The 25,487-nt window shown below is 68.1% G+C and carries 22 protein-coding genes and 2 pseudogenes; 18 read left to right on the top strand and 6 right to left on the bottom strand.

Annotation, left to right across the window (positions count from 1 at the left end):
- The first annotated feature begins 354 nt into the window (after positions 1-354).
- The 9 genes and pseudogenes from MNR01_RS10415 to MNR01_RS10375 all read left to right on the top strand — a co-directional run bounded on the left by MNR01_RS10415 (position 355) and on the right by MNR01_RS10375 (position 10,332).
- The gene (locus MNR01_RS10415; protein WP_241917742.1) at positions 355-552 is read left to right on the top strand and encodes a hypothetical protein; all 198 of its coding nucleotides are present in this window, start codon (positions 355-357) and stop codon (positions 550-552) included.
- A gap of 45 nt (positions 553-597) precedes the next feature.
- A complete protein-coding gene (locus MNR01_RS10410; RefSeq protein ID WP_241917741.1) occupies positions 598-789 on the top strand; it encodes a hypothetical protein in 192 nt (63 codons plus the stop codon).
- Between the two features lie 343 nt (positions 790-1,132).
- Positions 1,133-1,492, top strand: coding sequence for a hotdog fold thioesterase (locus MNR01_RS10405; protein WP_241920588.1), 360 nt, complete (start codon positions 1,133-1,135; stop codon positions 1,490-1,492).
- A 342-nt stretch (positions 1,493-1,834) separates the two neighbouring features.
- Positions 1,835-4,231 (top strand): annotated as a pseudogene (locus tag MNR01_RS10400) (exo 1,3/1,4-beta-D-glucan glucohydrolase); the annotation flags it as partial.
- Between the two features lie 153 nt (positions 4,232-4,384).
- Positions 4,385-5,191, top strand: coding sequence for a lysophospholipid acyltransferase family protein (locus tag MNR01_RS10395; protein WP_241917740.1), 807 nt, complete (start codon positions 4,385-4,387; stop codon positions 5,189-5,191).
- Between the two features lie 57 nt (positions 5,192-5,248).
- Positions 5,249-6,253 (top strand): alpha/beta fold hydrolase, encoded by a 1,005-nt coding sequence (locus MNR01_RS10390; protein WP_241917739.1) that lies wholly within the window; start codon positions 5,249-5,251, stop codon positions 6,251-6,253.
- Positions 6,254-6,376: 123 nt separating this feature from the next.
- Complete coding sequence (locus MNR01_RS10385) at positions 6,377-8,446, top strand: tetratricopeptide repeat protein (protein ID WP_241917738.1); 2,070 nt, start codon at positions 6,377-6,379, stop codon at positions 8,444-8,446.
- A 120-nt stretch (positions 8,447-8,566) separates the two neighbouring features.
- Complete coding sequence (locus tag MNR01_RS10380; RefSeq protein WP_241917737.1) at positions 8,567-9,193, top strand: YbhB/YbcL family Raf kinase inhibitor-like protein; 627 nt, start codon at positions 8,567-8,569, stop codon at positions 9,191-9,193.
- Between the two features lie 62 nt (positions 9,194-9,255).
- Positions 9,256-10,332 carry a sensor domain-containing diguanylate cyclase gene (locus MNR01_RS10375; RefSeq protein WP_241917736.1) on the top strand — a complete coding sequence of 359 codons (1,077 nt, stop codon included), beginning with the start codon at positions 9,256-9,258 and terminating at the stop codon, positions 10,330-10,332.
- Positions 10,333-10,359: 27 nt separating this feature from the next.
- Here the strand turns inward: MNR01_RS10375 and MNR01_RS10370 are convergent, their stop codons facing one another.
- Complete coding sequence (locus tag MNR01_RS10370) at positions 10,360-11,205, bottom strand: META and DUF4377 domain-containing protein (RefSeq protein WP_241917735.1); 846 nt, start codon at positions 11,203-11,205, stop codon at positions 10,360-10,362.
- Positions 11,206-11,288: 83 nt separating this feature from the next.
- Positions 11,289-12,143 (bottom strand): undecaprenyl-diphosphate phosphatase, encoded by an 855-nt coding sequence (locus MNR01_RS10365; RefSeq protein WP_241917734.1) that lies wholly within the window; start codon positions 12,141-12,143, stop codon positions 11,289-11,291.
- 274 nt (positions 12,144-12,417) lie between these two features.
- Between MNR01_RS10365 and glnA the strand changes: the two genes are divergently transcribed.
- From glnA to amt, 4 genes and pseudogenes are all read left to right on the top strand, one after another.
- Positions 12,418-13,827, top strand: a complete 1,410-nt coding sequence (glnA, locus tag MNR01_RS10360; protein WP_241917733.1) for a type I glutamate--ammonia ligase — start codon at positions 12,418-12,420, stop codon at positions 13,825-13,827.
- Between the two features lie 203 nt (positions 13,828-14,030).
- Entirely contained in the window at positions 14,031-14,789 is a 759-nt protein-coding gene (locus MNR01_RS10355) for a TorF family putative porin (protein ID WP_241917732.1), read from the top strand.
- 61 nt (positions 14,790-14,850) lie between these two features.
- Entirely contained in the window at positions 14,851-15,189 is a 339-nt protein-coding gene (locus MNR01_RS10350; protein ID WP_241917731.1) for a P-II family nitrogen regulator, read from the top strand.
- A 283-nt stretch (positions 15,190-15,472) separates the two neighbouring features.
- A pseudogene (gene amt, locus MNR01_RS10345) lies at positions 15,473-16,804 on the top strand (ammonium transporter); the annotation flags it as partial.
- 125 nt (positions 16,805-16,929) lie between these two features.
- Here amt and MNR01_RS10340 read toward each other — a convergent pair.
- The gene (locus tag MNR01_RS10340; protein WP_241917730.1) at positions 16,930-18,297 is read right to left on the bottom strand and encodes an amino acid permease; all 1,368 of its coding nucleotides are present in this window, start codon (positions 18,295-18,297) and stop codon (positions 16,930-16,932) included.
- Positions 18,298-18,471: 174 nt separating this feature from the next.
- Here MNR01_RS10340 and MNR01_RS10335 point away from each other — a divergent pair, with 174 nt between their 5' ends.
- Together MNR01_RS10335 and MNR01_RS10330 are read left to right on the top strand one after the other, a co-directional pair.
- Positions 18,472-19,338 (top strand): phosphatase PAP2 family protein, encoded by an 867-nt coding sequence (locus tag MNR01_RS10335; protein WP_241917729.1) that lies wholly within the window; start codon positions 18,472-18,474, stop codon positions 19,336-19,338.
- Between the two features lie 86 nt (positions 19,339-19,424).
- Positions 19,425-20,450, top strand: coding sequence for a PIG-L family deacetylase (locus MNR01_RS10330; protein ID WP_241917728.1), 1,026 nt, complete (start codon positions 19,425-19,427; stop codon positions 20,448-20,450).
- A 34-nt stretch (positions 20,451-20,484) separates the two neighbouring features.
- Here MNR01_RS10330 and MNR01_RS10325 read toward each other — a convergent pair whose 3' ends face one another.
- Genes MNR01_RS10325 through MNR01_RS10315 form a run of 3 tightly spaced genes read right to left on the bottom strand, consistent with a single transcriptional unit; the run spans position 20,485 to position 22,392 of the window.
- Positions 20,485-20,832, bottom strand: a complete 348-nt coding sequence (locus tag MNR01_RS10325; RefSeq protein WP_241917727.1) for a hypothetical protein — start codon at positions 20,830-20,832, stop codon at positions 20,485-20,487.
- On the bottom strand, positions 20,822-21,448 hold the full coding sequence (locus tag MNR01_RS10320; protein WP_241917726.1) for a phosphoglycerate mutase family protein: 627 nt from the start codon (positions 21,446-21,448) through the stop codon (positions 20,822-20,824). Before MNR01_RS10320 ends, MNR01_RS10325 begins: the two co-directional genes overlap by 11 nt.
- Positions 21,424-22,392, bottom strand: a complete 969-nt coding sequence (locus MNR01_RS10315) for an ATP-grasp domain-containing protein (RefSeq protein ID WP_241917725.1) — start codon at positions 22,390-22,392, stop codon at positions 21,424-21,426. Before MNR01_RS10315 ends, MNR01_RS10320 begins: the two co-directional genes overlap by 25 nt.
- A 163-nt stretch (positions 22,393-22,555) precedes the next feature.
- Between MNR01_RS10315 and MNR01_RS10310 the strand changes: the two genes are divergently transcribed.
- The 3 genes from MNR01_RS10310 to MNR01_RS10300 are packed head-to-tail and all read left to right on the top strand — an operon-like array spanning position 22,556 to position 25,487.
- Positions 22,556-24,034, top strand: coding sequence for a glycosyltransferase (locus MNR01_RS10310; RefSeq protein ID WP_241917724.1), 1,479 nt, complete (start codon positions 22,556-22,558; stop codon positions 24,032-24,034).
- Positions 24,031-24,177, top strand: coding sequence for a hypothetical protein (locus MNR01_RS10305; RefSeq protein WP_241917723.1), 147 nt, complete (start codon positions 24,031-24,033; stop codon positions 24,175-24,177). Before MNR01_RS10310 ends, MNR01_RS10305 begins: the two co-directional genes overlap by 4 nt.
- A complete protein-coding gene (locus MNR01_RS10300; RefSeq protein ID WP_241917722.1) occupies positions 24,174-25,487 on the top strand; it encodes a tetratricopeptide repeat protein in 1,314 nt (437 codons plus the stop codon). Before MNR01_RS10305 ends, MNR01_RS10300 begins: the two co-directional genes overlap by 4 nt.

The following is a 25,487-nucleotide window of genomic DNA, read 5'->3' as shown; positions in this document are numbered from 1 at the left end:
CTACGTGCCGAAGGCCCTGGGGACGCACCCCAACCACCCCATTTCGCGCACTGGCCGCTTCGCCCCCCGCCGACGAAGCCCTGTTCAGTCGCCTGACCGTGACGCTCGTCACTGTCCCCGTTGGCCCGGATCGGGGGTCCGGCGGCCCCGTCGGCTGCCTCGAGCTGTTACCCCTGCCATCAGTCATGGCAACGGTTCGCTCGAAATAGCTATCTATATCAGCAAGTTCCGACTGCGGTTGCGCTTCACCAGGTAGGTCTTAGGTGGGGTGACTTATGGCCCATGGCGGAATCGATCTGGTGTTGTAGTCTACCAACACACCAAGTCACACCCCCGCTGACTCAGGACACCGCCATGAACGCCATCCGCCTCTCCTCCCTGTTTGCCAAGCCGGTAGCTCCGGCCCGCCTGACCGCCAACCTGCTCAACGCCGCCCCGGCCCGCCTGCATCGCGAACGCGACTTTGGCATCGGCTACGGCAACAGCAGCGGCTACGCCAGCAACCGCCGCTACACCTCCGAGTGGGGCCCGACGCGCTTCCGTTGCGCCTGAACCGCTACTCGCCACACCGCAACACCTCTTCGCCAGGATCACGCCATGAACGCCTTCACCCGCACCCCGACCGTCCCCGCCACCGCCACCGCTCCGCGCTCGAACGTTGTTCCGATGCCGCAGCGCCATGTTCACCGCGAGCGTGACTACGGCGTCGGCTATGGCAACAGCAGCGGCTACGCCAGCGACCGCCGCTATGCCCAGGACTGGATGCAGCCGCGCTTCCGCTGCGCGTGATCCGAGCGAAGAACACATCGGATGAACGGATCGAATGACGCTGTCGCAGCACAAGCAGTACCCGTAGCACCGCTCCATACAACGCATCTCTCACTTCCCCCTGGCCCGGGGCCGGCTCGTCGGACTCTCTCCGTGGCGACGCGCCGTCCACCGGGCCGATTTTTTTCCCCGGCAGGCCTTCTGTCCGCAATCGCGCTCTGAGCCGCTGTACGGCTGGCTGCCACCGCCCACGCTGGGCTAAGGTTGCGCCATGAGCGACGACACTTCCCCCGCGCCGCAGCGCTCGCCGTTCCGCGGCACCACCGACCCGGCCGATCTCAACGCGCTGTCCAAGGGCACCGCGATGGAGCCGCTGGGAATCGTCTTCACCGAAATCGGCCATGACTTCGTCCGCGGCACCATGCCGGTCGACGAGCGCACCCGCCAGCCGTATGGACTGCTCCACGGCGGCGCTTCGGTCCTGCTCGCCGAGACGCTGGGCAGCAGCGCCGGCAACCTGTGCGTCGGCAGCGACGAGGTCTGTGTCGGCATCGAGATCAACGCCAACCACCTGCGCGCCGCGCGCGAGGGCGTGGTCACCGGCACCGCGCGACCGATCCACATCGGCGCCCGCACCCAGGTCTGGGACATCCGCATCGAAGACGAGCGCGGCCGCCTGGTCTGCATCTCGCGCCTGACGCTGGCGGTCGTTCCGCGGACCTGAGCGGCTTGCTGCTTCGGCGGCCCTCACCTCGACCCCTCTCCCGCAAGCGGGAGCGGGGCTCCCATCAGCAGTCCAGTCAGCAGTCCAGGGCGCCAGGTTCATTGACGCCGCCAGTCGATGAGCCGCAGTCTTGCCCCGCCAGCTAAAGCGCCTGGCGTGGGGATCACGGAGACGGCCTTGGACACAGCAGCACGTGCGGCGAGCCCGCGCAGGAAGAGCATCTGGGCAGGTGTTGTAGCGATAGGCCTGGTGACAGGCCCCGGCGCCGTCGTGGCCGCTGACGACGCCAGCATCCACCCCGAACTCTGGCCGAAAGTCGCACGCGCACTGCCCGTCGACCGCGCCATGGAACGCCGGATCGAACAACTGCTGGCGAAGATGACCCTCGAAGAGAAGGTCGGTCAGATCGTCCAGGGTGACATCGCCACCCTCACCCCCGACGACGTACGCAAGTACCGACTCGGTTCCGTCCTCGCCGGAGGCAACTCCGACCCCGGCGCCAGATACAACGCCCCGCCCGCCGACTGGCTGGCGCTGGCAGACGCCTTCTACGAAGCGTCCATGGACACCAGCGGCGGCGGCAAGGCCATCCCGATCCTGTTCGGCATCGACGCCGTGCACGGCCAGAGCAACGTCGTCGGCGCCACCGTGTTCCCGCACAACGTCGGCCTGGGCGCCGCGCGCGACCCGGCGCTCATTCGCGAGATCGGCCGCGTCACCGCGATCGAAACCCGCGTCACCGGCATGGAGTGGGCGTTCGCCCCGACCGTGGCCGTACCGCAGGACGACCGCTGGGGCCGCGCCTACGAAGGCTATTCCGAACAACCGCAGGTCGTGGCCGCCTACTCCGCAGCGATGGTCGAAGGCCTGCAGGGCACGCCCGGGACGCCGGCCTTCCTCGACGGCAGCCACGTGATCTCCTCGGTCAAGCACTACGTCGGCGACGGCGGCACCGCCGACGGCAAGGACCAGGGCGACAACCTCTCCAGCGAACAGGTGCTGCGCGACGTGCACGCGGCCGGTTACCCGCCGGCGGTGGCGATCGGCGCGCAGGCGGTGATGACCTCCTTCAGCAGCTGGCACGGCGTCAAGCTGGCCGCGAACAAGGGCCTGATCACCGACGTCCTGAAGCAGCGGATGAATTTCGACGGCTTCGTCGTCACCGACTGGAACGCCCACGGCCAGGTCCCGGGCTGCAGCAACGATGGCTGCCCGGCGGTCGTCGCCGCCGGCATCGACATGTTCATGGCCCCCGATACCTGGAAGGCGGTCTACGAAAGCACGCTTGCCGCGGCCCGCTCCGGCGAACTGCCGAAGGCGCGCCTGGACGACGCCGTGCGCCGCGTGCTGCGGGTGAAGTTCCGGTTGCACCTGTTCGACGCCGGCAAGCCGTCGCAGCGCCCGCTCGGTGGCAAGTTCGAGCTCCTCGGCGCACCTGAGCACCGCGCGATCGCGCGCCAGGCCGTGCGCGAATCGCTGGTGCTGCTCAAGAACAGCAACCACGTGCTGCCGCTCGATCCCAAGCGCAACCTGCTCGTGGCCGGCGACGGCGCCAACGACATGGGCAAGCAGAGCGGCGGCTGGACCCTCAACTGGCAGGGCGTGGGCAGCACCCGCGCCGATTTCCCGAACGGCCAGACCATCTGGGAAGGACTCGACAGCGCCGTGCGCAGCGCCGGTGGCCACGCCGAGCTGGCCATCGACGGCCGCTACAAGCGCAAGCCCGACGCCGCCATCGTGGTGTTCGGCGAGGATCCCTACGCCGAGTTCCAGGGCGACATTCCCACCCTCTGGTACAAGCCCGGCGACGACCGCGACCTGGAGCTGATCAAGCGTCTGAAGGCCGAGGGCATCCCGGTGGTGGCGGTGTTCCTAAGCGGTCGGCCGTTGTGGATGAACCGCGAGATCAACGCGGCGGATGCGTTCGTCGCCGCCTGGCTGCCGGGCAGCGAGGGCGGCGGCATCGCCGACGTACTGCTGCGTGGCAGCGACGGCAAGGTCGCCCACGACTTCAAGGGTCGACTGGGATTCTCCTGGCCGCGTCGCGCCGACCAGTACGTCAACAACGTCGGCCAGGCCGACTACTCGCCGCAGTTCGCCTTCGGCCATGGCCTGGGTTACGGCGATGACGGCAACCTGGCGATGCTGCCGGAAGAGCCGGGCGTTTCGGCGGCGATGGGACGCCCGGGCGTGTACTACGCCCGTGGCGTGCTGACGCCGGGAATCACCATGCGCCTGCAGGGCGCGACCGGTGCGGCCGTCGATGCACCGGCATTGCCGGCGGCGTCTGCCGACGGCAGCATCAAGGTGCGCGGCGTGGACCACCTGGCGCAGGAGGACGCACGCCGCATCGAATGGTCCGGTGCCGGCGCGGCCACCGTAGCGCTGCATTCCGATGCGGCCAAGGAACTCATCCGCGAGACCAACGGCGACGTGATGCTGGTGCTGACGGTGCGCGTGGATTCGCCGGCGCAGGGCGACGTGTCGATTGGCGTGGGCTGCGGCCCGGGCTGCGGCGCGACCTTGCCGCTCGCTGAAACGCTGGCCGGGCTCGAACCCGCGCGCTGGACCACGCTGGGCATTCCGCTCAAGTGCTTCCAGGCCGCCGGCGCCGACATGGGCAAGGTCGACACCGTGTTGAGCCTGCAGGCGAAGGGACCCAGGCAGCTGTCGCTGTCGAAGGTCGCGCTCGGTGCGCAGGGCGATGCCGAGAAGGTGATGGCCTGCGCACTCAAGTGAACCATTCGCGCCGGTAATCCGAGCGTGATCCGTGCAGGAGCCGGGCGACTTGCTCCTGCGTCGGACGTGGCGGCCATTCATCGCCGCAACATCCACCCACGTATGGCGAATCAACGCTGGCCGCAGCGACATCGCTTCGGTATCGTGCCATCAATGAATGCGCCGTCCCCCCATGCCGGCGCGACGGCGCCGACCGCGGCGCCCGCCGCGCGCGTCCTCCGTTATCTCGTCCGCGTGCCGATGCTGCTGTGGCACGTCGTCGTCGACCTGCCGCTGGTGCTGCTGCTCGGCACGCCGCTGACCGCCGGCATGCGCGTCGGCAACGAGCGCCTGGACCATCGCGCGATCCGCGCCTGGTCGGCCGGCCTGATGTGGATCTTCGGCTTCCGCCTGCGCCGTTTCGGTGAGCCGCTGCAGGGCGCGGCGATGTTCGTCGCCAACCATGTCAGCTGGATCGACATCGAAACCCTGCACAGCCAGCGCATGATGGGTTTCGTCGCCAAGCGCGAAATCGAAGGCTGGCCCCTGGTTGGCTGGCTGGCCGCGCGCGGCGAGACCATCTTTCATTCGCGCGGCAGCACCGAATCGCTCGGCGGCGTGCTGCACGAGATGCTGGCGCGCCTGCGCGGCGGCCGTTCGGTCGGCGTGTTCCCGGAAGGCGGCACGCGTGGCGGTCGCGAGATCGGCCCGTTCCATGCGCGCATCTTCCTGGCCGCGGTCGAGGCCGGCGTGCCGGTGCAGCCGGTGGCATTGCGCTACGGCGAGGGCGGCGAAGCCCAGCACGTCGTCGCGTTCCAGCCCGGCGAAAGTTTCCTGGGGAATTTCGTGCGCCTGCTCGGCGAACCGACGCGGCTGGCCGAGGTGCATTTCCTCGAGCCGATCGCGCCTGGCCAGACCGACGGCCGCCGCCGGATCGCCGATCTGGCCCGCTCGCGAATTGTCGAGGCCATGACGGCCTGAGTTGTACGTTGGTACCGTCATCGACAATCGAAAATTAGTGGGCGCACTCGAATTCAGATGGCTATGGTCCAAGGCATGCTGACTGCGGCCGACTACCGACCACCCCGCTGGCTGCGCAACGCGCACGTCCAGTCGGCGCTCGGTTCCAGCTCGCTGCGCCGGCGTTATGGCGAGCGCAGCCTCGCCGAACTGGGCGCGGTGAGCACCGAGCACCTGATCGACGCCGGCGATGCCCGCCTGCACGGCCTCCACAGCGCCATGCCCGACCGCGAATCGCGCGGCCTGGTGCTGCTGTTGCACGGCTGGGAAGGCAGCGTCGACTCCAGCTACATGCGCCTGACCGCGGTGCAGCTGCTCAAGGCCGGATTCGAGGTGTTCCGCCTCAACTTCCGCGACCACGGCAACACCCACCACCTCAACGAAGGGCTGTTCCACTCCAATCGCATCGACGAAGTCGTGCGGGCGGCGGTGGAAGTGTCGCGGCGCTTCCCTGACCGGCCCATGGCCGTGGCCGGCTATTCGCTCGGCGGCAACTTCGCCCTGCGCCTGGCGCTGCGCGCGCCGGCGGCGGGCCTGGACCTGGTCCACGTCGCATCGGTCTGCCCGGTGCTGGATCCGGCGCGGACGATGGAGTCGATGGAGAACGGCCTGCCGCTCTACCTGTGGTACTTCGAGCGCAAGTGGCGCGACTCGCTGGCGCGCAAGCGCGAACTGTTCCCGCAGGTCCACGCCTTCGACGACCAGGTGCTGGGCCTGCGCATGCGCCCGCTGACGCAGTGGATGGTCGAGCGCCACACCGATTTCGGCACGCTGGAGCGCTACTTCGACGGTTACTCGATCGCCGGCGACCGCCTGTCCGCGCTGCAGGTCCCGGCCAGCATCCTGATGGCGCAGGACGATCCGGTCATCCCGGTCGACGGTTTCCACGCGCTGACGCTGCCGCGCAACGCGCAACTGGAGATCGCGCCCTGGGGCGGCCATTGCGGCTTCCTCGAGAGCGCCAGCCTGGACGGCTTCGCCGAGCGCTGGATCGCCCAGCGCATCCTCGACGCGGCCGGCTAGTCCCGGCAGCGGCCCGCCCGGGGCCGAATCGCTCCACAGGCCCTGAAAAACCGCCTGCGGCAAGCCGGGCCGGGGGTCGGCAGCCGCTACAATCGCGGTTTCGCCTGAATCATCGAGCAGTCCATGTACGAACCGATCATTGACGCCCTGCGCCGCGGCGCGGCCAGCGAAGCGCTCACCGCAGCGCGCGAGGCCATCGCCGCGCAGCCGCAGGACGCCAACGCGCACCGCCTGCTGGCCGCGGCCCTGCGCCTGGGCGGCGACCGCGAGGCTGCGCTGGCTGCCATCGGCCAGGCCATCGAACTGGCCCCGGACGACGCCAACCTGCACCTGGAGCACGCCGGCATGCTGCTGGGCGAGCGCCAGATCGGCGAGGCGGAGGCCGCCCTGGCCCGCACCACCGGCCTGGACCCGAACCAGTTCCCCGCCTACATCATGCAGGCCCACCTCGCGATCGCCCGCGGCGACCTCACCGAGGCCGAGCGCCTGGGCCGCACCGCCGCCCGCATCGCGCCCGAGCATCCGCACGTGGCCGCCATCGAAGGCACGCTGGCGCTGCGCCGCGGCGAAGCCGATCGCGCCCTGGCGATCCTCAGCAGCGCTTCCGAGCGCACCCCCGGCGACGCGCAGCTGCGCCATGCGCTCGGCTTCGCCTATCTGGGCAAGGGGCATTTCGCCTTCGCCGAGCAGGCTTTCCGCACCCTGCTCGAATCCGAGCCGACCTCGCGCCCGCTGCGCATGCTGGTCGCCGACCTGCTGCGTCGCCAATCGCGCCCGGCCGAAGCCGCCGACGAACTCGCCCCGCTGCTCGAAGGCGACGGCGCCACCCCGGGCATGCAGCGCCTGGTCGGCGAGCTCGAGCTCGACGCCGGCCGCAACGACCGCGCGCTGACGCTGCTGCGCCAGGCGTTCCTGGCCCAGCCGCTCGACCGCCGCGCGCTGTTGGCGGTTCTCGAGGCCTGGCGCCGCCTGGAACTGCAGGACGAAGCCCGCAGCACGCTCGACACGGTCCTGCTCGAACATCCGCAGGCGCCCGACCTGTGGCGCGGACGCCTGCTGTTCGAGGAATTCGCCGGTGAGCAGGCACGCGAAGTGATCGCGCGCTGGCGCGCGGCGATGCCCGATTACGTCCCGGCACTGGAAGCCCAGTCGACGCTGTACGACCAGTCCGGCGAACGCGACCTGGCCTTCGCCACCGCCCAGCGCATCACCGAACTGCAGCCGGGCCACACCCTGGCCGAAATGCGCATCGTCGATGAACTGCTCAGTCGCGACCCCGACGCCGCCGTGCTGCGCGTGGAAGGCCTGCTCGCGCAGGCGCCCGACCCGGCGGTCAAGCGCAGCCTGCGCCAGCTGCTGGGTCGCTGCTTCGACGCCGCCGGCCAGGCGGCTGCGGCCGCCGCCACCTGGGCCGAACTGCACACCGAAGCCGTCGCCGAGCGCCTGCCGCTGCCGCAACCAGGCCCGGCCATCACCGAATGGCCCGCCCTGGCACCGGTGCCGGAACAGGCGCCGGCCGTGCTGCTGCTGTGGGGTGCGCCTGGCTCGCTGGTCGAGCGCATCGCCCTGACCTTCCAGCTCGCCGGCGGCCCGTTGCGCGTCGACCGTTTCGCCGCGCAGCCGCCGAACGATCCGCTGCAGCGCTACAACACCGTGGCCGGCCTGCACGACGGCTCGCTCGATCCGGCCTACATGGTCAGCCTGTGGCGCGCCGCGCTGCCGACGCGCGGCATCCAGGACGGCAACGTCTTCGACTGGCTGCTGTGGTGGGACAACGCGCTGCTGCTGGGCCTTCGCCCGCACCTGCCCGAGGCGATGCTGATGGTCGCCGTGCGCGACCCGCGCGACATGCTGCTCGACTGGCTCGCCTTCGGCGGCCCGGTGCCGCTGTCCCTGTCTTCGCCGAGGGACGGCGCACGCTGGCTGGCGGCGACGCTGGCGCAGATCGCCGACCTGCACGAGCAGGACCTGTTCCCGCACCGCCTGATCCGGATGGACGACATCGGCGAGGACGCCACCGGCATCGCCCAGGCGCTGGCCGATGCACTGGGCACCCGCGTACCGATCGCGCCGCGCGAGCGGATGGGGCCGATGCACTTCGGCGCCGGACACTGGCGCCACTACCGCGAGGCGCTGGCCGAGGAGTTCGCCCTGCTCACCCCGGTGGCGCAGCGCCTGGGCTACCCGGAGTAAGGGCAGCCGGCGGAGTAAAGGCAGTCGGCCGGACTGCAGTGGCGGTCCGGCGCGGCTCTCGCGTAGCCTGCGCGGACATTGCACCCGGGCCCCGACCGGTCCGGCAAGGAGGGTCGATCCATGTACATCCGCAGTGACAGCTTCGAGCACCGCCAGCGCATTCCGGCCGAATTCGCCGCCGGCCAGGCCACGGCCGACGGTTTCGGCTTCGCGCCCAACCGCAACCCGCACCTGGCGTGGGGCGATGCCCCGGTGGGGACGCAATCCTTCGTGCTGCTGTGCATCGATCCGGATGTGCCGACCGAGCCTGAGATGGTCGGCAAGCCCGGCGTGCTGATTCCGTCCGAGCAGCCGCGCGGCGATTTCGTGCATTGGGCGATGGTCGACATCCCGACCAGCGTCAGCCAGATCGTCGCCGGCAGCTGCAGCGATGGTGTCGTGCCGCACGGCAAGACGCATCCGGCCGGACCGGCCGGGGCGCGCCAGGGCATGAACGACTACACCGGCTGGTTCGCCGAGGACGCATCGCTGGGCGGCGACTGGTTCGGCTACGACGGCCCGTTCCCGCCGCCGAACGACCTGCGCCTGCACCGCTATTTCTTCCGTCTGTTCGCCCTCGACATCGATCACCTGCCGGTACCGGACCGCTTCACCGCCACCCAGGTGCTCAAGGCCATGCACGGCCACGTCCTCGATGAAGTGGCGATCTACGGCACGTACTCGCTCAACCCAAGCGTCAAAGACTGAACGTCATGGACTGACTCCTCGCCCGCGGTCGCGGGCAACTGCCGTCGCACGGGGGAGTTGCGATGCAATACCAGGAAAAACTCGAATCGCTGGTCGAGGCCGTGCAGCAGCTGTCGCTGGCACGCGACCTCGACAGCGTCGCCGCGATCGTGCGCGGTGCCGCGCGCAAGCTGGCCGGTTCCGACGGCGCCTCGCTGGTGCTGCGCGATGCCGGCCAGTGCTACTACTTCGATGAAGACGCGATCTCGCCGTTGTGGAAAGGCCAGCGATTCCCGCTGAGCCAGTGCATCAGTGGCTGGTGCATGCTCAACCGCACCGCGGTGGCGATCGAGGACATCTACGCCGACGAGCGCATCCCGCATGCGGCCTATCGCCCGACCTTCGTGCGCAGTCTGCTGATGACGCCGATCCGCACGATCGAACCCATCGGTGCGATCGGCAGCTACTGGGCGCAGCACCACACCCCCAGCGCGGACGAGACGCACCTGCTGCAGACCCTGGCCAATGCCACCTCGGTCGCGCTGGAGAACATCCAGATGCATGCCGAACTGGAACAGCGCGTGCTCGACCGCACCGAGGAGCTGGCGCGCACCAACCAGCTGCTGCGCGAGGAAATGCTCGAACGCGAACGCGCCGAGCGTGAAGTGCGCCTGCTGTCGCTGACCGACGAACTCACCGGCCTGCACAACCGCCGCGGCTTCCAGGTGCTGGCGACGCAGGAGCTGGAAGTGGTGCGGCGCCTGCACCAGCCATGCCGGCTGATCTTCATCGACCTGGACGGCCTCAAGCAGGTCAACGACCGCCACGGCCATGCCGCCGGTGACGTGATGATCCGCCAGGCCGCGGAGCTGATGCGCGTGGTGTTCAGCGAGGCCGACGTGCTCGCACGCTGGGGTGGCGACGAGTTCGCCGTGCTCGCGCTCGACCCCATCGACGAGGCCACCGTGCGCCGTCGCGTCGAAGCCGGGCTGAAGCAGTTGGCGGCACTGCACGCCAACCAGCCCTATGTGCTGTCGCTGAGCGTCGGCGTGATCGATCCGGCGGATACGCCCGGCGCCACCCTGTCCGAGCTGCTGGTCCAGGCCGACGCGGCGATGTATGCGATCAAGGCCGGCAAGCCCTCACGCGTGCCGGCCTGACCAGCGGCGAAGTTGCCGCCCCGCGCCTTATTTGCGCGCGGCCGCAACGTTCTCCGACTCGACCACCATGTCGAGCACGTAGGCAATCGAGGAGCCGTCGGCCGGCGGGTTCTTGACCGTGTAACGCTTCACCCGCACGACGTTGCGCACGCCATCGGTGTGCTCGTAACCCTCGATGTCCTGGTACAGCGCCTGCCATTCGCCGGGCGTGCCGGTCTTGATGCCGCGATCGTCATAGTGCAGTTCGCGCACCTGCAGGCACTGCATGTCCGGGATCAGCGGGTGGCTGCACGGCTTGGTCTGTGCGGCGACTTCCAGGAAGGCCGTCTCGCCTGGCGCGCCGTAACGGGTTTCGGCCGTGGGTTCGCCGCGGAACGTCAGCACATCGCCATCGGCGGACGTCAGCGTCAGCTCGCTCTCGTTGCGCAGCGCGACCGTCTGCGGCACCTCGAGACGCTGACCGATGGCCTGGTCGAGCGCCATCAGTTTGGGATCGGTGCAGGCCATCAGTGTCGCGGCCATGCGCGCCACCTGCAGGCGGTCGCCGGTGAGCGTGTAGCCCCCGCCCATGCGATTGCAGGCATTGCCGACACTGACGCGGCCGTCGCGGAAATCCAGTTGCAGCGGCTTGTCACTGCGGGCGAACAGCGCGTCGATGCGCTGGCCCTTGGCATCGACCGCCCGCTCGAGCTTCCAGTGCTGGCGGCCGAGTTCGGCGGCGTCGAGCGCGGTGGCCGTGGCCGCCACCGGAGCCGGCGTCGCGGACGGAGCCGTCGCATCTGGCGGTGCCGGCGCCTTGGCGCAGGCGGCGAGGGCCAGCGTCAGTGCCAGGGTGAGGGCGAGCGGGGCGAAATTCTTTTGTGCCGGATTCATTGCGGTCTCCATTGCGGGTGCCAATGGGAACGCAGTGCTGCCTAAAACGGGGTGAAGGCGCGCCAGCGCGCGCCAGCGCCGGTTCAGCTACCGCTCGGCACCAGCAACAGCAGCGCCGCGCCCAGCACGAAGCGATAGATCGCGAACGCGGTGAAACGATGGCTCTGGATGTAGTGCAGCAGCCACTTCACCGCCACGAACGCAGTGATCGCCGAGGCGACAAATGCTACCGCAAGCGCCGTCCAGTCTTCGTTCGCGGCTTCGCCGTTGCCCAGCACGTGCATCAGCTCATAGGCGGTCGCCGCGAACATGGTCGGGATGCCGACCAGGAACGCGAACTCGGTGGCCGCTGCGCGCGAGGTCGTACCGGCCAGCAGCGCGACGAAGATCGTCGCCGCTGAGCGCGACGTGCCCGGGAACACACCGGCCACGACCTGGGCGATGCCGACCAGGATCGCCACCGTCCAGGTGATCGCGGCGCGCTCGCCGAGCTTGGCGGCGCGTTTGGCGGCGAAATGTTCGGCCGCGATCATCCACACGCCACCGATCACCAAGGCCCACGCGATCGGCGTCACCTGGTCCGGCAGCTCGAAGCCGAGCTTCTTGACGACCAGCCCCAGCACCGCGGTCACGCCGAATGCCGCGGCCAGCTTGAAGGCGTAGTCGCGCGCCTGCGCCGGGGTCAGCGCCATGCCGGCCGGGCTGTGCTCGGCGCTGGCGCGGCGACCGATGAAGCCCATCGCCAGGTCCCACAGGAGTTGCCGGTAGATCAGCACCACCGCGAGGATGGCGCCGGCCTGGATCGAGATGTTGAACAGATCGCTGCGGTGGCCGAGCCAGCGTTCGGCGATCAGCAGATGGCCGGTGCTGGAGATCGGCAGGAACTCGGTGATGCCTTCGATGATGCCGAGCAGCAGCGCGGCGAGCAGATCAGTCATGCAATGGGCCGGTCGGAATAGGGTGGTGGCGAGGTTCGCGCGACGCGGCAGCATACCGGATCGGTGTTTGCACCCGGTTGAGGCATCAGGCCTCAGGCGCGCACCAAAATGGTGCGCTGCCGACTCCAGGCTTCGAGCGCACTCTTTAAAATCAATCAGTTACGAACACGGAAATGTTGGCACGTTCATTGCGTTCTTCTAGACAAGTGCGGCCAACGCGGCCGACTTTTTCCCAAGTCCGTCTTTCCAACACGTCCCCTGTCCCGGAGTACCCATGTCGCTCGAACACGTAGAAAAGCTGATCAAGGACCACAAGGTCGAATTCGTTGACCTGCGCTTCGTCGACATGCGCGGCGTGCAGCATCACGTGACGTTCCCCAAGTCGATCGTCGAGCCGGGCCTGTTCGAAGACGGCAAGATGTTCGACGGCTCCTCGATCAGCGGCTGGAAGGGCATCAACGAGTCCGACATGGTTCTGCTGCCGGACGCCAGCACCGCGTTCCTGGACCCGTTCACCGCCGACCCGACGCTGGTGCTGACCTGCGACATCCTCGACCCGGCGACCATGCAGGCCTACTCGCGCGATCCGCGCGGCGTCGCCAAGCGCGCCGAAGCCTTCCTCAAGTCCAGCGGCATCGCCGACCAGGCCTTCTTCGGCCCGGAGCCGGAATTCTTCATCTTCGACTCGGTCCGCTTCGCCAATGAAATGGGCCACACCTTCTTCCACATCGACTCGGAAGAAGCGCACTGGAACTCCGGCCGCGAATACGACGGTGGCAACACCGGCTACCGTCCGATGGTGAAGGGCGGCTACTTCCCGGTCGCACCGCTGGACTCGCTGCACGACCTGCGCGCCGAGATGTGCAAGACGCTGGAACTGGTCGGCATGGAAGTGGAAGTGCACCACCACGAAGTGGCCAACGCCGGCCAGTGCGAGATCGGCACCAAGTTCAACTCGCTGGTGAAGAAGGCCGACGAGCTGATGACGATGAAGTACGTCATCAAGAACGTCGCCCACCGCAACGGCAAGACCGCGACCTTCATGCCCAAGCCCATCGTCGGCGACAACGGCAGCGGCATGCACGTGCACCAGTCGCTGGCCAAGGGCGGCGTCAACCTGTTCACCGGCGACGGCTACGGCGGTCTGTCGCAGATGGCGCTGTGGTACATCGGCGGCATCTTCAAGCACGCCCGAGCGCTCAACGCCTTCACCAACTCCGGCACCAACAGCTACAAGCGCCTGGTGCCGGGCTATGAAGCCCCGGTGATGCTGGCCTACTCGGCCCGCAACCGTTCGGCCAGTTGCCGCATTCCGTTCGTGGCCAACCCGAAGGCGCGCCGCATCGAGATCCGTTTCCCGGATCCGATCCAGTCGGGCTACCTGACCTTCGCCGCGCTGATGATGGCCGGCCTGGACGGCATCAAGAACCAGATCGACCCGGGCGCACCGAGCGACAAGGACCTGTACGACCTGCCGCCGGAAGAAGAGAAGAACATCCCGACCGTGTGCCACAGCCTCGACCAGGCGCTGGAAGCACTCGACAAGGATCGCGACTTCCTCAAGGCCGGCGGCGTGTTCACCGACGACTTCATCGACGGCTACATCGCCCTGAAGATGCAGGAAGTGACCCGCTTCCGCGCGGCCACGCACCCGCTCGAATACCAGATGTACTACACCGTCTGACGCAACACGCTCCCTCCCCTGCGAAAGCAGGGGAGGGTCAGCAGCTGCTTCCACCACCACGAGGTAACCCAAATCGACGGGCTGCGCCCGCCGCAAGGCGAAGTGCGTCCCAGTGATGGCGCGGGAGACGACACCAACGTCCGCGTTGCAAGAGCACGAAGCAATGACCGGGGAGGGGCCACCGCTTATGAGGAGCCTGCGTCATGTCGTCTCGAACCACTGCAAGCAAGACCTGTGCTGCAACCATCGTCTCCATCGCGCTCGCTGGCGTTGGAATGGGCAACGCACACGCCGGCACGTCCGGCTCACTGGCGCTGACCAGTGATTACCTTTTCCGCGGCATCTCGCAGAACAACCAGGAACCGGCCCTGCAGGGTGGCATCGAATATGCCGCCGACAGCGGCTTCTACATCGGCAGCTGGGGCAGCAACGTCAGCTGGTTGTCGGACACCAACGTCTTTCCGGATTCGATTTCCAACAGCGTCGAGCTCGACTTCTACGGCGGCTACCGTGGCAAGTTCGGCGAGTCCGTGGGATTCGACGTCGGCGCGTTGTACTACTGGTATCCCGGCGACTATCCCTCGGGCTTCAACAGCCCCGACACCGGCGAGCTCTACTTCGGCATCAGCGCCGGGGTGTTTGCCGCCAAGTACTCCTATGCCCTGACCGATCTGTTCGGCTACGCCGATTCGGACGGCAGCGGCTATCTCGACGCCGCGGTGAACTGGGAGTTCGTCCCGACCTGGACGCTCAACGCCCACGCCGGCAAGCAGTGGATCGAGAACAACGAAGACTTCGAGTACGTCGACTGGAAGCTCGGCGTCACCAAGTCCTTCGACGGCGGCTTCGCCATCGCCCTGGCCTACCTCGACACCGACGCGGAGGAGGCGCTCTACACCAACCGCTACGGCAACTACCTCGGCGACGACACCGTGGTGCTGACCCTGACCAAGACCTTCTGAGGCAGGGCGCGCCCGCGATGACCCAACCCACACGAGCCATCCAGACCCACGGAGCTGCGAGATGAAACTGATCACCGCGATCATCCGGCCGTTCAAGCTCGACGAGGTGCGCGAAGCGCTCACCGAAGTCGGCGTGTCCGGCATCACCGTCACCGAAGTGAAGGGATTCGGACGGCAGAAAGGCCACACCGAGCTCTACCGCGGTGCCGAGTACGTCGTCGATTTCCTGCCCAAGCTCAAAGTCGAGTGCGCTGTTGCCGAGTCGATCCTCGAGGCAGCCCTGGAAGCCCTGCAGACCGCCGCGCGCACCGGCAAGGTAGGTGACGGCAAGATCTTTGTTCAAGCCCTGGAGCACACGGTGCGCATCCGCACCGGCGAGCTCGATGACGATGCGTTGTGAGGGTGAGCCCATGGACACCACGCACAAACTCGACCCGGCAGAGCCGTCATTCCCGCACAGGCGGGACTCCAGCGACTTCGCTTCGTCCATCAACGCCATCGAAAGGAACGACGACATGACAGCTTCAAAGGCACTGGATCCCCGCCTTCGCGGGAATGACGGTAGTGGAGGACCGGCGTTGCCCTCCATGGAACGCAGCCGGATGGTCGCTGCATTCCGCCAGCCACGCCTGCTCGCCGCCCTGGCCATGCTGGCAACGCCCGGACTCGCCCTCGCACAGGACGCCGCGGCCGCGGCCGCGCCGGTCGCCGACAAGGGCGACACGGCATGGTTGCTGGTGTGTTCGGCACTGGTGATCTTCATGACCCTGCCGGGACTGGCGCTGTTCTACGGCGGACTGGTGCGCAGCAAGAACGTCCTGTCGGTGCTGATGCAGTGCATGCTGGTGTTCTCGCTGGTGGCGGTGCTGTGGGCGCTGTATGGCTACTCGCTGGCATTCACCACGGGCAACGCCTTCATCGGCGGCGGCGACCGCCTGCTCGCCAAGGGCCTGACGGCGACCGCGATGGGAGCGACCTTCACCAAGGGCGTCTACATCCCGGAGCTGGTGTTCTTCGTCTTCCAGGGCGCCTTCGCCTGCATCACCTGCGCGCTGATCGTCGGTGCGTTCGCCGAGCGGGTGAAGTTCGCCGGGGTGATGCTGTTCACCGTGCTGTGGTTCACCTTCGCCTACACGCCGATGGCGCACATGGTGTGGTTCTTCCCCGGCCCGGATGCGTTCACCGGCAATGATGTCGTGCCGGGCGTGCTGGCCCAGTCCGGCTTCCTGTTCGCCAAGGGCGCGCTCGACTTCGCCGGCGGCACGGTGGTGCACATCAACGCCGCGGTGGCCGGCCTGGTCGGCGCGTACGTGATCGGCAAGCGCGTGGGTTACGGGCGCGAAGCGATCAAGCCGCACAACCTGACCCAGACCATGGTCGGCGCATCGATCCTGTGGGTGGGCTGGTTCGGCTTCAATGCCGGTTCCGCGCTCGAAGCCAACGCCGTTGCGGCACAGGCCTTCGTCAACACCTTCCTGGCCACGGCCGCCGCCGTGCTTGGCTGGACGGCTCTGGAATGGATCAGCAAGGGCAAGCCGTCGATGCTGGGTGCGGCGTCGGGTGCGGTCGCGGGCCTGGTGGCGATCACGCCGGCGGCCGGATTCGTCGGCCTCTGCGGTGCGCTGATCATCGGTGCGCTCGCTGGTGCGGTGTGCCTGTGGGGCGTGAACGGACTCAAGCGCCTGCTCGGCGCCGACGACGCGCTCGATGTGTTCGGCGTGCACGGCATCGGCGGTATCCTCGGCGCGCTCCTCACCGGCGTGTTCGCCTCGCCCGCGCTGGGCGGTTCGGGCATCTGGGACTACGTTACCGAGACTGCGCTGCCCGAGTACAGCATCGCCTCGCAGGTCTGGATCCAGCTGCAGGGCGTACTGGTGACGGTGGTGCTGTCGGGCGTGGTTGCGCTGGCGAGCTTCCTGATCGTGAAGTACACGGTCGGCCTGCGCGTGTCGGAAGAGTCCGAGCGCGAAGGCCTGGACATCACCTCGCACGGCGAATCGGCCTACGAGAACTGACTGGCGGCCGCCCCTCTCCCGCAAAGGGAGAGGGGTCTGACGTGATCCCCGGGTGCGCTGCGCTTACCCGGGCTACTGCGCGAACGCAGCCCGGGTAAGCGCAGCGCACCCGGGACTTGCAACCACTAGCCGCGTCGCCGGCGCGCAACCTCACTCACCGCCGCAATCCCCAGCGTAAGCGCCAGCATCGACAGGAACTGAATCCGCGTTTCGCTGCCCGACAGCAGCAACAGGAAGATCAGGCCCAGGATCGCCAGCGCGATCACCGTCAAATACGGGAAACCGCGCATGCGGAACGGCAGCGGCGTGCCGGCGCGATCGGCGCGGCGGCGCAGGATCAACTGCGACACCAGCGAAATCGTCCACACCAGCAGGCAGGTCGAGCCGACCACGTTGAGCAGCACCGGCAGCACCTTGCCCGGGTAGCGCAGTTCCATCGCAGTGGCGATGAAACCGAACACCACGCACGACAGCACCGCCGCCACCGGCACCTGGCTGCGGCTCACCCGCGCCAGCCAGCGCGGTGCTTCACTGCGCTGCGCCAGCGAATGGATCATGCGCGAGGCGCCATAGAGGTTGGCGTTGAGTGCGGACAGCAGCGCGATCACCGCGATCAGGGTGATGGCCGTGGCCGCACCGGGAATCTTCGCCGCCTCCAGCACCGCCGCGAACGGCGACGACAGCGCCGGGCTCGTCCACGGCACCACCGCGATGATCACGCTCAGCGAACCGATGTAGAACACGAGGATGCGCCAGGCCACCGTGCGGATCGCGCGGGCGATGCTGCGCTCGGGATCCTGGGTCTCGGCGGCGGCAACGGCGACGATCTCGGTGCCGCCGAAGGCGAACACCACCACCAGCAGCGCCGCGCCGATCCCGGCGAGGCCCTTGGGCGCAAAGCCGCCATTGGCGGTGAAGTTCGACAGCCCCGGTGACGCCACCTCTGGCAGCAGGCCCAGCAGCAGCGCGACGCCGATGAGGATGAAGGCGACGATCGCCACGACCTTGAGGATCGCGAACCAGAATTCGAACTCACCGAAGTTCTTCACTCCCAGCAGGTTGATGGCGGTGAAGAACAGCATGAAGGTCAGCGACGCCAGCGGAACCGACAACGACGGCCACACGGTAGCCAGCAGCCCGGCGGCGCCGACCGATTCGGCCGCGATCACGATCACCAGCTGCGCCCACCACAACCAGCCCACCGTCGCGCCGGCCGTGGCGCCCATCGCATCGGCCGCGTACACCGAGAACGCACCGCTGGACGGCTTGGCCGCGCCCATTTCGCCCAGGGCGTTCATGACGATGATCACCAGCGCGCCGGCGACCAGGTACGACACCAGCACCGCCGGTCCGGCCGCCTGCACGCCCACGCCGGATCCCAGGAACAGGCCGGCGCCGATCGCGCTGCCCAGGCCCATCATGATCAGCTGCCGTGGTTGCAGCGCGTGTTTGAGCTGGGTCGGTGCTGCGGCTGGGGCGACGGGAGAGGCCATCAAGGGATCCGGCAACGGGTTGGGCCGCCACAATAGCGTGTCCGGCCGGCGCAGCACTGGCCGATCCTGCCGCTGTGCTTCGACGGAGCTGGCCGGATGCCAGGCGCAAGCTCTCACGGTGTTTTCACTGCGCCGCCGGGAAGGTTTGCGGACTGTTTCCACGCGAGCACGGACATGCGCCCCCGAACCGCCGCCTTGCACCTCGCCCTGTGCGCTTCCCTCGTCCTGCTTGCCGGCTGCGCCAGCCAGGCGCCGAAATCCGAAGCGGCGCAGTCGGCGCCTGCGCCGCCGTCTGCCGTGCCGGAAATCCGCCCCGGCATTCCCGCCGGCTATCTGCAGCAGGCGCAGTACCCGGACAGCCTGGCGCTGGTGCCGGCCCCACCGGCCGCCGGATCGGCCGCGTTCGCCCATGACCAGGCCGTCCGCGAGGAAGCGATCACCCTGCGCGGCACGCCACGCTGGCAGCAGGCCGTCAGCGATGCCGACCTGCATTTCCCGCACGCGGCCGGCACCTTCGAGTGCGCGCTGGGCATCCCGTTGACGCAGCAGGCAACGCCGCGGCTGTACATGCTGCTCCAGCGCAGCATGGTCGACGCCGGCCTGGCGACCTACAAGGCAAAGAACCACTACAACCGCACCCGCCCGTTCGTCATGGCCAAGGAGGCCAGCTGCACGCCAGACGAAGAAGCCGCGCTGCGCAAGGACGGTTCCTATCCGTCCGGCCACACCACCATTGGCTGGGCCTGGGCCCTGATCCTCGCCGAACTCGCCCCCGACCACGCCAACGCCGTGCTCGCGCGCGGCCGCTCGTTCGGCGAAAGCCGCCTGGTCTGCAACGTCCACTGGCAGAGCGACATCCTCGAAGGCCGCTTCATGGGCGCCAGCACCGTCGCCCGCCTGCACGCCGACCCGACCTTCGAGGCGGACATGGCCGCGGCGAAGGCCGAGATCTCCGACGCACGCAGCAAAGGCCTCGCGCCCGCTCGCGATTGCGCCGCCGAAGCGACGGCCCTGCAGCAGAAGCTCGAGCGCGTGCTGTAGATCAGCGTGCTGTAGATCAGCGTGCTTTAGATCAGCGTGCTTTAGATCAGCTTGCCGTCGATCAACGCCATGCACAGGCAGCGCAAATGCCTCCGTCCATTACCCGCCCGTTCCAGAGCCGACCCTTCCAGATCCTGGTGGTGGAGGACAGCCCCGAGTACGCGCTGATCGTCCGGCAATGGCTCGAGGAGGGCGACCTGGCCCAGGTGACGCTCGCCTCCGATGCGATGCAGGGCAGGGCGGCATTCCCGACCCGCGACTGGGACCTGGTCATCACCGACATCGAGATGCCCGGCGGCAACGGGCTGGAGCTGATCCAGGAGGTCAAGGCGGCACACAGGTGGACCTGCGTGCTGGTGATGACCGGCGTGGTCAACGCCGAGTACGCGCGCACGGCCGTGCAGAACGATGCCGACGGCATGCTCTTCAAGCCCTTCGCCAAGGAGGTGTTCCTGGAGCAGGTGCGCAAGCTGGCGCAGCTCACCCGCCAGCGCCGCCAGAAGGAGCGACGATCGGTGCTGGCAGTGGGCGCGCACCCGGACGATGTCGAGATCGGCTGCGGCGGAACGCTGTCGATGCATGCGGCCAGGCAGGACGAAGTGACGATCCTCACCCTGAGCCATGGCGCACAGGGCGGCGATGCCAGGATTCGCGCGCGCGAGGCGCACGCCGCCGCCGAACTGTTGCAGGCCCGGCTGATCCTGGCCGACCTGCACGACACCATGGTGCCCGAGGGCGGCGCCAGCATCGAACTGATCGAGGAGGCGATCGCGCAGATCCAGCCGACCGACCTGTACACGCATTCCCAGCACGACACCCACCAGGACCATCGCAACACCTACCGCGCCACGATGGTCGCCGCGCGCAGCATCGCCAATGTCTATTGCTACCAGCCGCCCTCGGCCACTGTGGAATTTCGTCCCGGGCTGTTCATCGATATCAGCGACCACATGCAGCGCAAGCTCCAGGCCATCGAGGCCTACTCCAGCCAGACGGCGCTGCGCGCGTACCTGGCCCCGGACCTGATCGTGGCAACGGCACGCTACTGGGGTCGGTTCGCCGGCTACGTCATGGCCGAACCGCTGGAAGTGATCCGGCAGCGCGGTCGGTGAAGGTGTCGGCGTGAATCAGGGCAGGGGCGAACCTTCACTTGGACGCGCCGCTATGAGCGGCCTCGCGCACGAGCGCTTCAAGGCGGTCGACCAGCGCCAGCGAGCGGGCCTCGCGCGCGGCCGTCCGCGGCGCGTGCCACATCGAGAATACCTGTCCGCACTGGTCCTGAAGGTCACCGCCGGCCAGCAGCGCCAACGTTGGCGTCAACCGGTGCAGGTGACGCCGCACCTCGGCTTCGTCGTTCGCCACGATGCGTTGCCTGAGCTGCGCCAGCAGTGGCGGTGCGGACGTGGCGAACGCGTCAACCACCAACGGCACCAGCGCGGCATCTCCCAGCAGGCGCGCGGCCGACGCCAGATCCAGGTCGCCATCAGCGTCCACCGATCACCTCGCCCGGCGGCGGCAGCGCGACGGCGATGATCTCGCCGTTGCGCACCGGCTTCGACATCTCGGCCTGGCGAAACGCCAGCATGGCCTTGGACGTTGCCGAGAAGCCATCACGCAGCCCGATGGTGAAGGCACGCAGGAACTGGCCGTGGCCGAACACCACCACGCGCCCGGCCTGTTGCCACAGCCGCTCGTGAAATGCCTGCAGGCGCGCGACGAACTGCGCAAACGACTCTGCTTCAGCGCCATCCACGTGGTCGGGATCGGCGCGCTGCCAGTACTCGGCGATCATCGGCTTGCGTTCGGCGTAGCTGGTCCGGTTCGCCCGCGCCGGGGCCAGATAGGAGAACTCCTGGATCGGCCAGGTCTCCACGGCCGTCGCCGGATGGGCCTGGATCAAGGGCTGGGCGGTATCGAGGGTGCGGCGGAACGGCGACACCACGATCAGGTCCGGGGGATGCAGGATCTTCGCCACCACCTCGCGCGCCTGCTGCTCGCCCAGCGCAGTCAGGCAGATGTCGGAATGGTTGTCCGTGACCTGGCCGGCATTGGCGGTGGTTTGCCCATGTCGTATCAGCTGGACACTCAGTGGCGGCACAGCGCTTGCCATTCCGACGGGTCCAGATACTTCTCCGTCCAATAGCGGACCATGAGTATCTCCCTGAATGGCATCGGCCCGGACGGCAACGGTTTGCCCTGCAGATCGTCCATCAGCAGGCGCGGGATGTCGACTCCGGCAGCGCCCGTCAACGGCAGGCTGCCGGGGAACCTCGGGTTGATCTCCAGCAGTTTGTAATGGCCATCGCTGGCCTGCTTGAACTGGACATTGGCGACGTAACGGATGCCCACGGTGCGGGCGATGTTGGCGGCGGCCTCCATCAGTTCGGGCATGTGCAGGGTCCGTGCGGTGATCGCGATGCCCGAATCGGTACGGATCCTTTCCCGCGGAACCGCGGCGACCAGCTCGCCGCGCTGGCTCACATAGACATCGACCGAGAACTCCGGGCCCGGCAACAGTTCCTGCACCAGATAGGAATCGTCCAGCGGCAGCTCGGCCAGGTCCTGCGCGCTTTCGATCAGGGCAATACCGCGCGAGCCTGAGCCTGCACGAGGCTTGGCGAAGCAGGGAAACCGGGTGATGGCGGGCAACGTCCGTGCCGACAATTGCACGCACGACGGGACGAACGGATTCCCGGACAGGTGCGACAGCAGCGCCCACTTGTCGCGGCAGCGGTGCAGTACCTGCGCCGGCGACAACGGCACGCGCGTGCCGATCGCAGCGAAGGAGGCCTCGGCTTCGGCCACGGGGGCCAGTTCGGCATCGACCGTGGAGATCAATACCTCCACCGACTGCGCGCGGCACAGTTCGAGCAATGCCGGCACCAGTTCGGCCGACTCGCCACGGGGAATCAGGAAACGGCGCTGCGCCGGCACCAGGTACAGGCCGGGCGAATCGGGGTCCATGTCGGCGAGCAGCAGCTCGTGCTCGTCGGCCAGCGATTTCCAGACGCTGACCGCCGCAGGACCACCGGCACCGGTGACCAACACGCGCATGGATTCGTTATCCGGGAGCTGGTGCGATGGAACGCTAGCCGCTTCGTTGTGATGGTTGCCTTCACGTGTCGCGGCGTTCGCAGGCCGCATTCGACGGTTGTGGTAAACAGGCCCGACGGTCATCGCCGGATGCGTGCCCGCAGGCGATCCGGAGGCTAGGCGCATGCAGGAAGTCTGGGTTTGGGTGTGTGTGCTCGCCGTCTTCCTCGGCACCGCGCCGCAGCTGGCGGCGTTCGTCCAGTTCCTGCTGGTGGGCGTGCATGGCGTGCGCAACCACTACGCCAGATGCGCGCCGGTAACCCGGCGCATCGCCGTGCTGATTCCGGCCTGGAACGAAGGCCTGGTGATCGCCAACACGATCGAGCACATGATGTCGCTGGACTATCCGCGCGATGCGTTGCGCGTCTACGTGATCGACGACGCCAGCACCGACCAGACCCCGCAGCTCGCCCGTGACGCGGCCTTGCGCTATCCCGGCAGCGTCTTCCACCTGCGTCGCGAGAAGGGCGGGCAGGGCAAGGCGCACACGCTCAACTTCGGTCTCGCGCACGTGCTCGACAGCGACTGGATGGAGGCGGTGCTCATCACCGACGCCGACGTGGTGTTCTCGCGAGATGCGCTGAACAGGATGGTCCGCCACCTCGCCGACCCGAAAGTGGGCGCGGTCACGGCGTACATCAAGGAAGGCAGCGATCCTGGCGGATTCGTTTCGCGCTCGATCGCCTTCGAGTACATCACCGCGCAGGCGGCCTCGCGGCGCGCCCAGAACGTGATGGGCGTGATGGCCTGCGTCGCCGGCGGCGCGCAGCTGCACTCGCGCGAGAACCTGGTCGCCATCGGCGGCGCCATCGACACCTCGACGCTGGCCGAGGACACCTACACCACGTTCCTGACCGAGCTGCGTGGCCGGCGCGCGCTGTTCGACGGCAACGCGATCGTCTGGGCCGAAGAGCCCGACGCGCTGGTGAGCCTGTGGAAGCAGCGCCTGCGCTGGGCGCGCGGCAACCTGCAACTGACCTGGGCGTTCCGCCATGCCTGGTTCCGGCCGTTCTCGCACCGTGGCATTGGCGGCTGGATGTTCGGGCTGATCTGGTTCTCGACCCTGCTCACGCCGATCCTGATGCTCGCGGCCATGACCGCGTGCCTGGCCCTGTTGCTGCTTCATCATGGCTGGGCATGGCGGGCCTTCCACGTGCTATGGCTGATCAACGCCTTCGTCTATCTGTTCGTGTTGCTGTTCTCGTGCCTGATCGATGCGGCGACGGCGAAGCGGGCCTGGCTGGAAGGCATCCTCTTTCCCGGTCTGATGTCGCTGGGTCTGATGGCGCTGTCGCTCTTCCCGGACCGGGCGTACCACCTGGTGCAGTCGTTCCCGACGCTGCACGAAGCCTGGGACTGGCGCGTCTTGGTCATCGTGTTCATGTACGCCTGGGTCGGCGGTTGCATGGCCGCCGGCTGGGGCCTGTACCGGCTCGAACGCGCCGGTGCACCGGCCTGGCTGGTGCGTCCACTGCTGGCGGTGGTCGGCTATGGCCCGGTGTTGTGCGCTGTCTCGTTCGCCGCCTATGTCGCCGAGTGGCGTGGCGCGGAGCGCAGCTGGGACAAGACCGTGAAGATCGGCAAGGTGAGGCAACTGGAATGAGCGAGCCCGATACCCGCGCGGCCCGGTTTCGCACCGACCTGCAGGCCGACATCCGGCGCGAGCGACGCCTGCTGTATGCAGAGATCGCCATCCTGGCGGTGCTGGTGGGATTGGCCCTGCTGCGTCATGGCGTCTGGCCATGAGGGCCGCCATCGTGCCGCTGATGGCTGTACTTGGCGCCGCGCCATTGCTTCCCGCGGCTGCGCCTGCGGCCGCTGCCGCGCAGTGCGAGCTCGACCGCGCACAGCAACTGATGGGGCAACAACCGCAACCGACGGCGCAGATCGACACGATGCTGGACCAGTGCCGCGCGCTGGCCGCTACGGACTACCGCGTCGACCTGCTGACCGGCGTGCGTGCGCGCGACGACGGGCGTCTGAACGATGCCGCCGCCGCTTTGGCTCGGGCCCACCAGCAGGCGCCGGATGAGGTGGCGCCCGTGCTGGAGTTGGCGGTCACGCATGAATTCCAGCAACGCCCCGACAAGGCGCGCGTTCTCTACGATCAGGTCCTGCAGGCCGATCCGGGATCACGCCCGGCGCAACTCGGCCTTGCCAGGGTCGCGCGCCAGCAGTACCGCCCCGACGAGGCCGAAGCGATCTACCGCGGCCTGCTTGCCGCCGATCCGGACGATCGCCAAGCGCAGGCCGGAATGGCCATGGTGGCCCTGCAGCAGCGGCGTTACGACCTGGCCCGCGAGCGCCTGCAGCCGCTGCAGGCGGCAACTCCCGACGATCCGCAGGTGCGCGCTGGCCTGGAAGAGCTTGCGCTGGGCTGGCGCTATCGGCTTGATCTGATGGCCGGTCGCGAGGATCTGTCGGCAGGCAACTCCAACCGGCTGCTCGCCGACCTGGAAATCGCGCTCAACGCGCGTGACGTGTTCCGCGCGACCTACGTCAACAACGACCGCGAGCTGATCTCGCTCGACCCCAGGGACCTGGCCGTGCTGCCGTTGAACGCCGGCCGCGTCAGCTGGATGCGGCGCGTACCCGGGCAGTTCTTCTGGGAAGTCGCCTACGAGTACCGCCAACACGACAGCGTCCAGGACGAACAGCGCGTCGAGCTCAACGTCGGGCACCGGCTCGGCGGCCGCGTGCAGGGCTTCGCCGGCGTGCGCCAGCAGTTCGGCGCCACGCCCGCGCACGACCGGCTGTGGCACCTGGGCCTGAGCATGCCGACATCGGCCCATACCTATGCGACCGTGGTCGCGTACTTCGGCGATCCGACATTCGCGGACAAGTCGACCGCCTACGTCGCCGACCTGACCTACGAGCGCGAACGCCTGCAACTGACCGGCGGCATCGGCTACGGCACCGACCCGTCCAACTTCATTTCCCATGTGCGCGGCGTATGGCCGCTGCCGCGCCACCAGGCCATCACCTTCGGCATCGAACACCGCACGCTGGGCGACGAAACCGAAGCGATCGTGGGCTGGCGGGTGGAGTGGAAATAG

Origin of the sequence: Lysobacter sp. S4-A87 (assembly GCF_022637455.1) — a bacterium.
GTDB lineage: Bacteria > Pseudomonadota > Gammaproteobacteria > Xanthomonadales > Xanthomonadaceae > Lysobacter_J.
Note: the sequence above shows the minus strand (reverse complement) of the source record. Positions and strands in the feature narration are given on the sequence as shown.